The 13,983-nt window shown below is 47.4% G+C and carries 13 protein-coding genes; 4 read left to right on the top strand and 9 right to left on the bottom strand.

Going from position 1 to position 13,983, the window contains the following annotated elements; translation table 11 throughout:
* Together VJ249_05425 and VJ249_05420 are read right to left on the bottom strand one after the other, a co-directional pair.
* Nucleotides 1-144 carry a hypothetical protein gene (locus VJ249_05425; GenBank protein ID HKZ94004.1) on the bottom strand — a complete coding sequence of 48 codons (144 nt, stop codon included), beginning with the start codon at nt 142-144 and terminating at the stop codon, nt 1-3.
* An 8-nt stretch (nt 145-152) separates the two neighbouring features.
* Entirely contained in the window at nt 153-434 is a 282-nt protein-coding gene (locus VJ249_05420) for a MoaD family protein (protein HKZ94003.1), read from the bottom strand.
* A 126-nt stretch (nt 435-560) separates the two neighbouring features.
* Here VJ249_05420 and VJ249_05415 point away from each other — a divergent pair, with 126 nt between their 5' ends.
* Nucleotides 561-1,583 (top strand): phosphate uptake regulator PhoU, encoded by a 1,023-nt coding sequence (locus tag VJ249_05415; protein HKZ94002.1) that lies wholly within the window; start codon nt 561-563, stop codon nt 1,581-1,583.
* Here VJ249_05415 and VJ249_05410 read toward each other — a convergent pair.
* Complete coding sequence (locus tag VJ249_05410; GenBank protein ID HKZ94001.1) at nt 1,580-1,876, bottom strand: hypothetical protein; 297 nt, start codon at nt 1,874-1,876, stop codon at nt 1,580-1,582. The genes VJ249_05415 and VJ249_05410 overlap by 4 nt on opposite strands.
* Nucleotides 1,877-2,024: 148 nt before the next feature.
* Between VJ249_05410 and VJ249_05405 the strand changes: the two genes are divergently transcribed.
* Together VJ249_05405 and VJ249_05400 are read left to right on the top strand one after the other, a co-directional pair.
* Complete coding sequence (locus VJ249_05405; GenBank protein ID HKZ94000.1) at nt 2,025-2,489, top strand: hypothetical protein; 465 nt, start codon at nt 2,025-2,027, stop codon at nt 2,487-2,489.
* A 204-nt stretch (nt 2,490-2,693) separates the two neighbouring features.
* A complete protein-coding gene (locus VJ249_05400; GenBank protein ID HKZ93999.1) occupies nt 2,694-3,068 on the top strand; it encodes a winged helix-turn-helix domain-containing protein in 375 nt (124 codons plus the stop codon).
* A gap of 36 nt (nt 3,069-3,104) precedes the next feature.
* Here VJ249_05400 and VJ249_05395 read toward each other — a convergent pair whose 3' ends face one another.
* From VJ249_05395 to VJ249_05380, 4 genes are all read right to left on the bottom strand, one after another.
* Nucleotides 3,105-3,269, bottom strand: coding sequence for a hypothetical protein (locus VJ249_05395; GenBank protein HKZ93998.1), 165 nt, complete (start codon nt 3,267-3,269; stop codon nt 3,105-3,107).
* Nucleotides 3,270-3,330: 61 nt separating this feature from the next.
* Nucleotides 3,331-4,227, bottom strand: coding sequence for a hypothetical protein (locus tag VJ249_05390; GenBank protein HKZ93997.1), 897 nt, complete (start codon nt 4,225-4,227; stop codon nt 3,331-3,333).
* 137 nt (nt 4,228-4,364) lie between these two features.
* Nucleotides 4,365-6,449, bottom strand: coding sequence for an adenosylcobalamin-dependent ribonucleoside-diphosphate reductase (locus VJ249_05385; protein ID HKZ93996.1), 2,085 nt, complete (start codon nt 6,447-6,449; stop codon nt 4,365-4,367).
* Nucleotides 6,450-6,540: 91 nt separating this feature from the next.
* Nucleotides 6,541-8,595 carry a vitamin B12-dependent ribonucleotide reductase gene (locus VJ249_05380; protein HKZ93995.1) on the bottom strand — a complete coding sequence of 685 codons (2,055 nt, stop codon included), beginning with the start codon at nt 8,593-8,595 and terminating at the stop codon, nt 6,541-6,543.
* 123 nt (nt 8,596-8,718) lie between these two features.
* Here VJ249_05380 and VJ249_05375 point away from each other — a divergent pair, with 123 nt between their 5' ends.
* Entirely contained in the window at nt 8,719-10,248 is a 1,530-nt protein-coding gene (locus VJ249_05375; protein ID HKZ93994.1) for an acyl-CoA dehydrogenase family protein, read from the top strand.
* Nucleotides 10,249-10,271: 23 nt separating this feature from the next.
* On the opposite strand, the gene VJ249_05370 is transcribed toward VJ249_05375, so the two are convergent.
* Complete coding sequence (locus tag VJ249_05370; protein HKZ93993.1) at nt 10,272-11,783, bottom strand: exo-alpha-sialidase; 1,512 nt, start codon at nt 11,781-11,783, stop codon at nt 10,272-10,274.
* Nucleotides 11,784-11,858: 75 nt separating this feature from the next.
* On the bottom strand, nt 11,859-13,928 hold the full coding sequence (locus tag VJ249_05365; protein ID HKZ93992.1) for a hypothetical protein: 2,070 nt from the start codon (nt 13,926-13,928) through the stop codon (nt 11,859-11,861).
* Nucleotides 13,929-13,983: the final 55 nt, after the last annotated feature.

The raw sequence follows: 13,983 nt of genomic DNA, 5'->3' as shown, positions 1-13,983 counted from the left end.
TTAGGCTAATCCTCTAACCTTAGCCTGTCCAGGCGCAGGCCACGAAATCCTGAATTTTGTGTTGCAGTGCGGGCATGTGGCTGTTTCAGCGTTGAGTTGCACTTGAAATCGTTTCAAACAGTTTAGGCATCTTACTTCGCTCACAGCTATGTCTAGCCTCCACCAATTGGCACCGTGATCATGACCACGTCTCCATCTTTAAGCTGCACATCAGGTTTTCTCATGCTTTGACCGTTAAGCATAACCAGAGTGTCGGTCTCAATCATTCCAGTTTTCGAGTTCAAAATCTGTTTGAAGTCCTTGCCATATCTGCGTGCGAGTTCGTCCAGTAACACCTTAAGAGTTAAACCCGAACCCAACTCGTGAAAAAACTCGCCTTTGCCCGCTGTTTCCTTGAACATGGCGTGAAGCAGAATTCGCACTTGGGCAGTCATAAGCCTTCACGAGTCTGAAACAATACAGTTGTGAACGTCTGATTTAATTATTGTGGAGAAAAAATATTTTCAAGCCACAATTTATATAACTTATATACGCGTTTATTCTTTAGCGAGGAAAAAAGCGTGGAAGTCAGAAAACTGCAGAAAATAAAAGGCGGCAGCTTCACGCTGTCCCTGCCCAAACCATGGGTTGAGAAACGGAAGCTGAAGAGCGGCGAGCAAATCGCAGTGTCTGAAGAGGACGACGGCTCATTAAGAATATTCCCAATAGGCGTTGGACTTGAGAAGCCCTTAGAAGTCACATTGCCCCTAGAAGACTTTCCGAACCTGCGCGCACTCGAATACTGCATAGCCACTTATTACATTCAAGGTAGCGGACGCATCAATATCGTCTCCAAGAAGATCATGTCTGCCGAGCAGAAAAAAAGGCTGAAGCAACTTCGAACACAGTTGCCCGGCGTGGAGGTAGCTGAGGAAGAAGCTGACCACTTGAGTTTTCAGGTGTTAATCGACCCGGCTACGTTTTCGATGGAGTCGCTTATCGAGAAGACATCAGCTTTCTCCTCGAAGTTGCAGGAAGACGCGATTAACTCGCTCGTCAGTTGGAACTTAGCCTTAGCCAAAGAGGCGCAGGAACGAGGCGGTGAGGCTCAACGGCACTATCGCGTGATGATTAGGCAGGTAGCTTCGGCGAGTTTAAGCCGCAACGTTGCCGACAAAGTTGGAGTCAAGAACTGTCAAGAAAACATCACTTTTGCGTTGGTGGCTCGGGATTTAAGCCGCCTAGTCTATCACTCATCACAGATTGCTGGACATGTTCTCAAATTGGGGGCTAAACGAAAGGTTGGGTCAGACCTTCTGAAAGCTTTTGCGCAGTTGTCAGATGTTGCCTTTGAAATGCAGATGAATGCTGCCTCAGCCTTTATGAAGAAAGATGTGAAGTTAGCAGTTGCAGTATTGACTAGGATGAGCGAGATTAGGGACAAAGAGGAATCTTTGTTGAAGAGCATCATGGAAAAAGTGAAAGACATGGACACAGCGGTCACGTTGAGTATAATTGCCCGCGACCTACGTAGAATTGCAGGCTACGCTGTGGCTGTAGCTGACGATGCAATGAACCGTGTCTTAACACCCTCGATCAGTTAGGGCTGTAGCTGCAGTTGCGGGTAGTTCAGTAAAGTGTAGAACAGCGCCCACATTACCAGCCATGAGAGAAAGTACCCGCCAACTCCGGTTGTGAAAATTTTCGAAGGCTTTTCAACTTTCGCCAGAAACATAGCCTTGTAAACGTAGTACGTGACTATGTAAAGAAGCAACGCGATGGATATGCCGTTCAAAAAAGTGAATTCCATTGTCATGCTTCCCAGCAGCGTGGACAGTAAAGCAGCGACGATGCCCAGCAGAAGCCGGGTCCAATATATGACAGTTAATGGGTTCATTTTGGTTTCCAGGTTCAGTCTGCTCTGCGCCTAGACTTAGAGTTTGGCCTTCACATTTAAGGTTGCCTCTATCCCATGTTTCTGTATCTTCAATTCATAGGTGTTAAATATTCTGTAACGTGAATCTGCAAAATAAGTGAGATCAGTTATGATAAGCGAAGATGAAGCCTTCTGGGCAGGAATAGCCGTTGCAACCATGATGTTGGGCGGCGGATTTTCAATGCTGTTTCTCCGAGCCTTAACAGGAGAAGGCGCTGTTGTTCTCGCATTGGGCTTGATGACCATGGCTTTAACAATGCAACTGCGAGCTAAACCGAAACGGTACATCGAACCTTGGAATCCATTCGAATCTCGCGCCACAAATCCAACTCCCCTAGTCGAGTCACCCGCAGAAACTGAACAAAAACAAGCTGACACCCCCACTCAACCCGAGCCAACACAACCTCAAGAAAAGACAGCACCTCCCTCTGAACAGCCGCAGGCTGAACCAGCTCCACCGCAACCGGCAGAGCCAGTTCAAGAACCACCAGCGCAGCCAGAAACTCCTGTTGAAGAGAACATAGAGCCTCCAACGCCTGAAAAACCCCAAGAAGAACCAATAGTCGTATTCTAACCGTTTTCGGGAAAGAAGAACGCGCTAAGCGCTCTCCCGCTTCTTCTACATCACGTTCAGCCAGTGAACGATTTTTTCAGTGATTATGATACCAACTTGCACTTCCATGGCAACGACCTGTTCTGGCTGTTCTAGTGTTATGTTCAACTTGATTTGGCAATATTCCCCATGCTGAAACAACTATTAATATCGTCGGATGGGACATTGTCGAATGACAGCTGGCAAGACAGCGGAGGCAAACTTACGAGCAAAAATAGGCATGAACTCGACAATGTCGTCAAAATTCTTAAAGCGGCAAGCAAAGGCGCCAAGAAAAACGAGCTACATCATCGTTCTGGTATGAAGCCCGCGGTGTTCGGAAAATATGTTGCCGCACTCATTGAACTCGATCTGCTGGAAATGAAACCCGACCTGTCCTACTACAAGACTACTGATAAAGGATTGGAGTTACTTCACGTGTATCATAAACTGAGATGGCTTTTGTGGGGCGGCACCTTCGACTTCATGCTCGTAGGACTCTTAGGTCGCCTGAAAATGGACAGAACGGAACGCGTAAGATACAACGCCTATATTAGCTGACGAACTGACCGCGAGTAAGGACAATAGGGCAAACATCTAGTCTTCTTTGAGTATCAAGATGCCCAGCACGTCTTTTCTTCCAAACACGTGTCCCAGATGAGTCTGTAGGTAGTTGAGGACTTCATCAAGAAGGTCAAACTGCTCAACGGTTTCATCCCTGTCCACGTGTCGTATGATCAGCTTATACTGTAACGGTCTCACCTCTGTCAGGTTTCAGCAATTAAGACTAGATTCCAGCATATAAGCTCTCAGCACAGCTTTTCTATCTCGCAAAGAACAGCAGTATGAAAAATAGAATAGCGATGATCGCTATGACCACTGCCACAACTGCTAGTATGTCGTATTTGCCCACTGGGGCTTTTCCCTCAATAATTCTTCCATTTGCTCCCTCAGCTATGATGGGGTAGGGTTTGCCTTTGTATCTATATTGAACAAACCATAATGGAACTGTGAGCAGATGGGCTTCTCCGATCTGGACATTCGTGTTGATGGACAATAATTCGTCAACCTCAGAGCGAGCCCGCCTAGCGTGCATATTTCTGATGCCCGCTTCAGCCTCTCTCTTGGCCAGCTCCTCGTCCACATCACCGTTGATCAGTCTTGCACCTGGAGAAACATTCTTTATCTCAAAGGGCATTTTGCCAGCAACTTGAAGCTCAACTTTGTCAACTGGAAAGACCATTCCTTTAACTGCCAAAACCTTCCAGTCCTCAACATCTGAGAAGTCGCCTGACTTGTCCACCCAGTGCACTCTTCTCACTGTCTCAGAAACCTGAGTTCCCCTTGGTCCAGACCGCGTTCTGGTTTCTGAGGTTTCGATTCTCCTCTTCCCTCTATACACAGTATCAGCGCGAACGTTGACCAGCCAGAAAGGCACAAACTTCAATGTCGTCTCAGTCATTTCGGATTTCTCAGCTAGGTCTCCAGCTTTGAAAAAGCCTTTTCGCATCCAATCTAGAACCAAGTCGCGCATCTGATTCTGAGAATAATTGTTTATCAGCATGAAGTGCTTGCCAGGCGCGATTTCTCTGAATTCTCCTTCCTTAATCCACGAAAACGCGTAGCCACAATACTTGCACGTGAAAAGCGTCTCGCCTACCACGTAGTCAATTGGCGCGTTGCAGTGTGGGCAGTTCAGCAGCTGTGGGTCTTTAGACATGCTCTCTCCAGTTATCCCTCAAACCATGCACAATTGTAATGCGCCGAGATAAAGAAATTTTCGAAAGGAACAATCTAGCCATCAAAGCGAAGTTTCAGCATAACAATGCTCAGCGGCATATGACCTTCCTGTGCCTTTCAGACGCATGTGGGGCAGACTCTGCTGAAGTCGGCAACTTCGCCCTCGCTTTCAATAGGTCTCAAAACTTGCACTTCTCGGCTGCCGTGGCGATAGACCGTTATTCCTTTGCATCCTAGTTTCCAAGCCAGCGTGTAGGCTTTTTCAACGTCATTCGGCGTTGCCCAATTCGGAAAATTAATGGTTTTCGACACGGCGTTGTCAGTGTGTTTTTGGAAAGCTGCTTGCATGCGCACGTGCATTTCGGCACTAATGTCATGAGCGGTCACAAACAAGCGACGCCATTTCTCAGGGATTTCTTTCAAATCTTGGATCGAGGTGCGTCTCGAGATTTCTTTAACGAGTTCCTCGCTGTAGAAGCCTTCCTTTAGCGCAACGCTTTCGAACAACGGGTTGACTTCGACTAGGCTGCGTCCAAGCGTTTCAGCAACCTCGCGCACGTAAGCGATGGCGAAAAGCGGCTCGATGCCTTGTGAACAACCGCCAATGATGCTAATTGTGCCTGTCGGCGCGACGGTGGTTACTGTAGCGTTGCGACGGGTCTTCCAGTTCTTCTCCCATATGCTGCCGTGAAAATTTGGAAAACTACCTTTCTCTTCCCCCAGCTCAGCGCTTATCTTGTGTGCTTCGTCGTTGATGAACTTCATGAGTTCTTCGCCGGCTTTCAAGCCTTCTTCTGTGTCATATTTGATGCCTCTTTTGATGAGCATGTCTGCAAAGCCCATTACGCCTAGACCAATTTTCCTGTTGCCCTTCGTGATTTTTTCAATTTCAGGCAAGACATACCAGTTGGCATCGACTACGTTGTCCAAGAACCTCACTGCGACTTTCGCAGTCTCAAGGAGGTTGCTCCAATCCATTTTGCCTTCAGCGGTAACGAACTTACTGACATCGATGCTTCCCAAATTGCAGGATTCGTAAGGTAAGAGAGGCTGTTCTCCGCATGGGTTTGTTGCCTCAATTTGCCCAACATGCGGAGTCGGATTGTGCTTGTTCACGGTGTCCAAGAAAACAACGCCGGGCTCACCGTTTTTCCAAGCCATCATAATGATTAGGTTCCATATGGCTCGGGCTTTCAGCTTCTTTATGACTTCGCCATTTCGGGGGTTGATTAACTCAAAGTCCGCGTCTTTCTCAACTGCTTCCATAAACTTGTCGGTCGCGCCCACGGAGATGTTGAAGTTGCGCAAAACGCCTTCTCTCTCCTTAGCCACTATGAAATCCATGATGTCCGGATGGTCGACGCGTAATATGCCCATGTTGGCGCCGCGTCGCTTTCCACCTTTCTTCATCTCTTCTGTTGCCGTGTCGTAAACCGTGGCAAATGAAATCGGTCCAGAAGCTGTGCCCGCGGTGCTTCTTACAATGTCGCCTTTTGGCCGTAATCGTGAAAAGGAGAAGCCTGTTCCACCGCTGGTCTTGTGTATGATGGCAGCAGCTTTCAACGAGGAGAATATTCCTTCGATTGAATCTTCAACTGGCAGTACAAAGCAGGCGCTCAACTGCGGAAACCGCGTGCCAGCGTTGATTAAAGTCGGCGTGTTCGGGACAAATAGCTGTTCTGTCATTATGCGGTAAAACTCGTCTTCCCAACCGGCGATTTCCTTGTCGGTCTTGCCGTATTGTTTCTCTACCGCTGCAAGTGCCTTGGCTATGCGTCTAAACATTTGAGCTGTCGATTCAGCTATGCGTCCTTTTTCATCCTTGCGCAGATAACGTCTTTCTAAGACTAGGATGGCGTTAAGCGGCAGCTTCAACTCATCTGTTACACCAAGCAACAGCTTCATTCTTCTTATCTCAGCGCGTTTCTGACGGTACAAAATATACGTCTTTGCAATGCTGGCTTGACCGCTCTCCATCAGAGTCTTCTCAACCAAATCCTGAACTTGCTCTACGCTTGGAACTTCATCTGGCTTAAGCTGCTTTTCGAGTTTCTCAACAACCCGATCAGCGAGCTTAACAGCAACGGTTCTGTCTTTGCTTCCGACAGCCTGTGCAGCCTTCCAAATGGCTTCCACAATTTTGTCAGAGTCAAAGTCAACTTTTCTGCCGTCTCTCTTCATAATTTTCTTGACAGCGCTCATGCTAGAGGTTTTCCTCCAAAATGTACGTCCGTCACAAAACTAAAAAGACCTTGTCATAAAGAGCTTTCGATGTGCTTAGCCTATTGTTAAGCTACGTACCAGTGTTTTCGTTTTCCACAGGCCGTAACACTTGCATTTCTCTGCTGCCGTGGCGGTAGACGGTTATTCCCTTACAGCCTGATTTGTATGCGAGCCAATACGCTTTCTCGATGTCATTTGGCGTTGCGGAGTTTGGAAAGTTGATTGTCTTCGATACTGCATTGTCTGTGTGTTTTTGAAACGCTGCTTGCATTCTAACGTGCCATTCTGCGCTGATGTCGTGAGCCGTTACGAAAACCTTGCGTATGTTTTCTGGAACTTCATCAACGTCCTGAATTGAAGTTTTCCTAGAAATCTTCCTCATCAATTCCTCGCTGTAGAATCCTTCGCGCAAGGCTATATCCTCGAACAAAGGATTAATTTCAACTAGGCTTTTTCCGAGGCTGTCCGCCACATCACGTATGTAGGCGATAGCAAAAAAGGGTTCAATGCCTTGTGAGCAGCCTGAGATAATGCTAATTGTGCCTGTTGGCGCAACCGTGGTGACTGTGGCGTTGCGCATAGCCTTCGATTTCTTCTCCCAAACGCTGCCTTGAAAGTTTGGGAAACTTCCTTTTTCAACGGCCAACTCAGCGCTCATCTTGTGTCCTTCGTCATTGATGAAACGCATGAGCTCCTCGCCGGCTTTCAAGCCTTCTTCTGTGTCGTATTTGGTGCCTCTTCTAATGAGCATGTCAGCAAAACCCATGACGCCTAGTCCGATCTTCCGATTGCCTTTGGTGATTTCTTTGATTTCAGGTTGCACGTACACGTTGGCATCTATGACGTTGTCTAGGAATCTAACCGCCTTTCTGATGGTCTCTCGGAGCTGATCCCAACTCATTTTGCCTTCTTCAGTGACGAATTTGCTGACGTCAATGCTGCCTAGATTGCATGATTCGAATGGTAGTAGCGGTTGCTCGCCGCACGGATTTGTCGATTCGATTTCGCCCACATTAGGCGTGGGATTGTACCTATTGATTGTGTCAATGAAGATCACTCCTGGTTCGCCGTTTTTCCAAGCCATCATGACAATTAGGTTCCAGATGACTCTCGCCTTCAACTTTTTCGCAACTGTGCCGTTGCGCGGGTTGACTAATTCGAAGTCCTCGTCTTTCTCCACGGCATGCATGAACTTGTCTGTTAAAGCCACGGATATGTTGAAGTTGCGAAGTACGCCTTCCTTCTCTTTGGCTACAACAAAATCCATGATGTCGGGATGATCCACGCGTAGGATGCCCATGTTGGCACCGCGTCGACGCCCGCCCTGCTTAACCACATCAGTTGCAGTATCATAAACTGTGGCGAACGATATTGGCCCTGAGGCAACGCCGCCAGTGGTCTTCACCATGTCGCCTTTTGGTCTCAATCTTGAAAACGCAAAACCTGTGCCGCCGCCAGTCTTGTGAATAAGCGCGGTTGCCTTGAGCGTGTTGAAAATGCTGTCAATGGAATCTTCTACAGGGAGAACAAAACAGGCGCTCAACTGCCTGAACTGCGTGCCTGTATTCATAAGCGTGGGCGAATTGGGAATGAACTCGAAACTTGTCATCATGCCATGGAACTCGTTTTCCAAAGCCGCGGTTTCAGAATCACTCTTACCATACTGCTTTTCAACTTCTGCTATACCTTTGGACACTCGACGAAACATCTGTCCTGTGGATTCGACGACTTTCCCGTTTTCATCCTTCTGCAAGTAGCGCCTTTCAAGCACTAGGATGGAGTTCAGGGGCAGCTTCAATTCGTCGACAACACCAAGCATTGTCTTGGCGTGACGAATCTCAGCTCGCTTCTGCCGGTACAAAATGTAAGCTTTCGCAGTACGAGCATGCCCATTCTCGATAAGGGTTATCTCAACCAAATCCTGAACCTGCTCAACCGTCGGAAACTCACCTGGCTTGAGCTGTTTTTCCAAGCGCTCTACAACCTGTGCAGCCAATGTGTCGGCTAGGGATCGATCGTTGCCTCCGACAGCCTTAGCTGCTTTCCAGACAGCCTCAGCTATCTTGGCTTGGTCAAAATCAGCGATTCTGCCGTCGCGTTTCTGAATTTTCTTGATAAGATTCAAATTAACCCTTCCGCCAGATGTCAACCACTCCTTTGTTATTAAGAGTTTTCGACAAGCCATAGTCTAAGCAAGTTTTAAGTATGCTCAACATAATTCTGATACTCCCACTGCAGGTGCAAAGGCATGACAGAAATGTATCCATGGTGGAATGAGAAACAAAGAAAGCTGGCTGAGGAAGTCAAGACGTTTGCAGATCAGAATCTTTCTAAAGGCGAAGAAATAGTGTGGACCAAAGAATTTCCCGCTGGTCTCTTAAAGGAAGTTGCCGTCAAAGGCTGGTTTGGCGCACCTATCCCAGCCGCCTATGGAGGCACAGAAACAGGTACAACAGGGTGCTGCATAATCGCTGAGGAGCTATCCCGCATTTGCGCCGCTTTGACAGCTGCTTATTCTGTCACAATGTTTGGCGGCACAGAGCAGATTCTGCACTTTGGCAGTGAGGAACAGAAGCAACGCTGGCTGCCTCAGATTGCCAAGGGCAAGCTAGGCGCCATCTGCATCACCGAACCGTCCATAGGTTCTGACGCAGGAGGAATTGAAACCACTGCCGTGCGTGAAGGCGACGTTTACGTTATGAATGGGAAGAAACGGTTCATAAGTAGCGCGGGCACGGCGGACATCTACTGCGTTTACGCAAAAACAAGCGAGCGCCCTGAAGACCGGGCGAAATATGCTCACTTAAGCGCCTTCATGGTTGAGAAAGGAGCGAAAGGCTTCACCGTGGAGAAAATCAATGAACTCGGCGGTTGGGTCGGCTTGCCGAATGGCTGCCTAGACTTTGATGAGGTGACGGTTCCTATTGCCAATCGATTAGGCGCAGAAGGGGAGGGCTGGAAGGTTGTTGTTGACGGATTGAACTTCGAGCGCAATCTGTTCGCAGCTGGGATGCTTGGCCCTATGCGGGAAGCCATCAAATACGCGGTTGGGCATGCTCAGAGACGCATCCAATTTGGTGAACCGACCATCGAGTTTGAAGTGAATCAGTTCAAGATTGCCGATATTTTGGCTCAGTTGAAGACTGCACGTCTCCTCACATACTATGCAGCTTATCTCATGGACATGAAGGTAGATGTCGCCGCCGAAGCTAGCTTAGCCAAGCTGTACGCTTCAGAAGCATATGAACGATTGATGACAGAGGCTCAGCAAGTGATGGGCGGTGACGGTTGGACTCAGTTCTATCCTCTTGAGACTTTCAGGAGAGACGCCAAAGTGAATCAGCTTGGCGCGGGGACAAGTGAGGTGATGCGTATGGTTCTTTATCGGCAAGGAATTCGAGCCATGGCAGAAGACCTGAAGATGCCACATCGTCACATACATCCCAAACTCGGTGTGCCAATCTCAACAACGAAACCAGCAGTCATGAAAGAAGCGAACGAGACCACACTGCTAGAGGTGTTGGCAGAAGACTACAGAGTTAACCCTGGACTCTACATGAGCAGAGCAGACATGAAAGAGCATTTCGCAGGCATTAACGACGATCAGCTCAACCAACTCCTAGTGGCGCTCGAAGCTAAGGCGTTGGTCAAACTGTACAAGGACAGAAAAGGCAACATCGCGTTGGCAAAAGCAACGTTCAAAGGTCTAAAGCAAGCCAAACCGTTAACATACTACCAATGGTATCCCGATTGGGTGGACAAAAGCCTACTCTTTTGATTTCTTTAAGATCTACGTATCTCTTACCATGATTGCCCCCAGTGGGCACTTGTGATTTCTATATCTAATGTGTCCACTGTTCCGTCGTTGTTGATGTCTGCATCCGAGTTCCAGTTGGGGCTGTTTTCGTCGGAGCCGTAGGCTCTGCTTGCGGTGAATAGATCGTGAACGTTGACTGCTCGGTCGTTGTTGATGTCACCTGAAATCGTTACGAGCAGCTGGTTTCTCGTGTAGATGTTGTCGTCTGTATCAATTTCTCCGGAAACGATCATGGCTTCAGCACGGATTTCATAGAGGCCTGTCATGTTTGGTGTCCATGTGAAAGTCAACGTAGTGCTTGTTCCATTTGCCAAGGTTGCGGTTTGTGCTCCAATTAAGGAATCGGATGTCAACTTGGAGTACAGGCTGACTGTTATGTTTTCCATGTAGTCGCCATGGTTTTCAACATTTACGCTTACAGAAACCTGCTGCCCTATGTACGCCCTAGTAGGCGAAGTTAAAAGGCTAGTGACAGCAACATCGTGAGCTGTTATATGTACAGTTTTGTAGAAGATTTCGTAGTTGCCAGTTCTATCTGAGACCCAAACAACCCAGAGTTCTGTCTTTCCTTGAGCTGTGCTTGCCATGAAGTCATCTGTTTCATTAGTTGTGAGTTGAGTGTCGCTTGACCAAGTGACGCCGTCGTAGATGCTGTAGAGTAGGTCATCTTGTGGGTCGCCCCTATAGGATATTCTGTCCGAGTCCCAAGCAACCCAGATCGTGCCATCCCTTGCCTGTGCAATCGAGGGGAACAAATCGAAGTCTGGGTCTCTCGTCAGCCGTGCCTCGCCTGACCATGACGCGCCATTGTCGGAAGAAGTCTTGTAGTAAATCTCAAAGTTGCCTTGCCTGTTGGACGACCAGACAACCCACGTTATGCCATTCTGGACTTGAGTCACACATGGTGCCCTGTCATCGTCCGAATCTTGGGTTAGTTGTTGGTCACCGGTCCATGTAAGTCCGTTGTCAACTGAGGTTTTGTAGAACAAATCATCATTTCCACTTCTTGTGGACATCCACACCACCCAGATGTGTCCGTCATTTGTCTGAGCTGTCGAAGAAAGTATATCTTTGCCCAAATCGGTTGTAAGTTGAGTTTCAGCGGACCACGAGACGCCATTGTCTGACGATGTCTTGTAAAAGAGGTCGAAGTTCCCTGTTCGGTTTGAAGCCCAAACAACCCAGATAGCTCCAATTCTTGTTTGCATGATTGCTGGATGCACATCATTGCTTGGATCAAAAGTGAGTCTCGTGTCGGGCGACCAAGATGCTCCATCGTTGGATGTGGTTTTGTAGAAGAGGTCGGCAAGCCCTGTTCGATAAGAATGCCAAGCAACCCATGTTTTTCCGTCTTTTATGTAGGCAACTGAGGGTCGCCAGTCGCTGTTTGAATCAGTGGTCAATCTTGTTTCGTTAGACCATGATGCTGATGATGAGAAGGGCGTGATTATCAGAGTAGTTATTATGATAGCTGCCGCAGCAAGTTTGTTGTGCATCTTTGAATAAACGCCAATTCGCTTTAAAGAAGATTGTTTCATCGTCTGCACAAGATTGCAGTAAGAATGGTGTTTCTAGGGTACTACCATGATGCTGAAAGCCTTTGTTTTTGTCCCCTGTGTATCTACGACGTCGTCTCCATTGTGGTCATACCAGACTTGAGTTTCAACATGGTATCTTTGTTCTGCTTCGTAACCTGCCCAGTCCACTCCCATCACCATGCCTAGCGTATAATCTCCGTGTTCGAAAGCCACTAGAACCTCATCTGCTATAATACCGAACTCGTCGAATATAGTGAACTTAACTTGAACCTTCACGGGTCGAGTTCCAAGATTCTCAACTTGAGCGTAAAGGGTTACGAATCCGTCGCCGTTCGGTGGAGCATCGTTGGAGATGTCGTAGCGGCGTTTTTCTGGCCATGCGCCTCTGCCACTTAAGTCGGCATAGCCTGGATATTTGATCAAGAGTGTCTCGACGTTACCAGGTAGAAAGCCTTCTTTTCTTGCAACGACATCAAGCATGTAGCCACCGTGAAGTGTTGACACATCGATCAAAGCAGTATAATTTCCGTCTCCGAGACTCACGAATGGATAGTAGAATGTGTGCGTGCCATTTGACAATCTTCCAGTGACAGTTGCATCTGTAACAGCTGTATCATTCTCGTCCGTCACTTTGTGCGTCAACCTGTGTTCCGTGTCTGGGCTGAAGAAGAAGTATGGTCCAGGAGACTGAGGATATATAAGGGGGTCAACAATGTTCAGTTCGTTAGCAGCCATTGGGCTTCCAAGATATATGTTGCCGCTGTCAGAGTCATCAGGCATCAAGAACCCAGCAGAATGAACAACGCTTATTGGGCCTGGATTGGATTCCTCCATCATGACGTCTGTTCCTTTAGCTTCGAGTGAACCTTTTGCAACAAACTCGATACGACATGGTTTTATCATGGCTTCTGTAGAAATCAACATTAGCTGGAACCAAGGCTGGGGACCAAAGTATAATCCCCAAGGACCACTATAGGTAGTGATGTTTGTGGCATAGTCTATTCCCAACAAATGGTTTCCAGCCATATCATACAGGTGAATATCAATTCTATCAGTGGATAACGCATGCGTTGGAGGATCAGGGAACCACCATGGTAAATCGAGAATTTCAAGTTTCTCCAAAACTTCTTTTACAATACCCACAAATCTCATCCAAGGAAGCTTCTTCGCCACTGCTTTGACAAGTTTAAATATTTTTTTGAACCACTTCTTTTCTTTTAAGATGTCTTTGATTTCGTCAATGATTTCGTCGACGAGTTTTCCCAAGAGAACATCAGCAAGACTGCCTACGTTTGCTCCGCCCATTATAAAGTCCCAAATCTCCTCAAGCAGGTCCAAGATGCCTTTTTCATCGTTCTTATCTCCGTTACCATCACTATTCTCCGGCTGTGTACCCACCATTGCCACTCCTTCCAGCCCACCATGAGAACCTCCTGAAAAGAATTCTGGAGTCAACGTGTTCACGTGGTCGCGAAGCAATGTCGCAGGAAGGCTACTACCATTCAGCAGGTACATGCTTAACCGCAGTTCAGGGTAAACCGCAAGGTTGGGCAAATCTCGTTTGTACTGGAGGACGGGCATAATTCGGAATTTGCCATCAGAAGAAGTCAAAGACGTAAGAAAAGGAGTTACCTCTGGTATCAATGAACTGTTTACAAGATTGATCCGGCTCAGCCAATTTAGAAATTCTGGTATCAGATTTAGCCTGTAGAGGAGGTTGTCTAGCTCTATAACTCCTACCTGCGTTACTTCATAGAGCTCTGACCCGTTCACTCCTAAACGGCTAACAGCCATATTGAAATCACCTATGCCAGATGGTTCAACCCACAAAACTTTAACTTCCCAAACTCCACCCGCTGTTTCATGAGCTATTGAAAGTTCGTCTATGGCGTACCGTGTATAGAATTCTGGCACATCCAGATAGTTGGGGATTCCATCGCTATCGTCGTCGCTCCAAGGATCACCCTGAGCGTTAACTGGGGTGATGAAGACCCCTGGAAGAATCGCTGATGAGACAAGCAACACGATAAACACATTAACTGACAATCTAAATTTGTGTCTGTTCGAGTCTCCTGTGACAATGATGTTTTCCATTATTTCCAATCTGCTCTTCCTCTCACTATAGAATATTATGTTTTACATTATAAGAATGATAACA

It is taken from the genome of Candidatus Bathyarchaeia archaeon (genome assembly GCA_035283685.1).
Taxonomy (GTDB): domain Archaea; phylum Thermoproteota; class Bathyarchaeia; order Bathyarchaeales; family Bathyarchaeaceae; genus DATETJ01.
This window is presented reverse-complemented; position numbering and strand designations above follow the sequence as displayed.

Bases quoted from the DNA above. Each gene is read 5' to 3' on its own strand.
- VJ249_05420 (HKZ94003.1), bottom strand. From the start codon at position 434: ATGACTGCCCAAGTGCGAATTCTGCTTCACGCCATGTTCAAGGAAACA.
- VJ249_05410 (HKZ94001.1), bottom strand. From the start codon at position 1,876: ATGAACCCATTAACTGTCATATATTGGACCCGGCTTCTGCTGGGCATC.
- VJ249_05405 (HKZ94000.1), top strand. From the start codon at position 2,025: ATGATAAGCGAAGATGAAGCCTTCTGGGCAGGAATAGCCGTTGCAACC.
- VJ249_05390 (HKZ93997.1), bottom strand. From the start codon at position 4,227: ATGTCTAAAGACCCACAGCTGCTGAACTGCCCACACTGCAACGCGCCA.
- VJ249_05385 (HKZ93996.1), bottom strand. From the start codon at position 6,449: ATGAGCGCTGTCAAGAAAATTATGAAGAGAGACGGCAGAAAAGTTGAC.
- VJ249_05375 (HKZ93994.1), top strand. From the start codon at position 8,719: ATGACAGAAATGTATCCATGGTGGAATGAGAAACAAAGAAAGCTGGCT.
- VJ249_05370 (HKZ93993.1), bottom strand. From the start codon at position 11,783: ATGCACAACAAACTTGCTGCGGCAGCTATCATAATAACTACTCTGATA.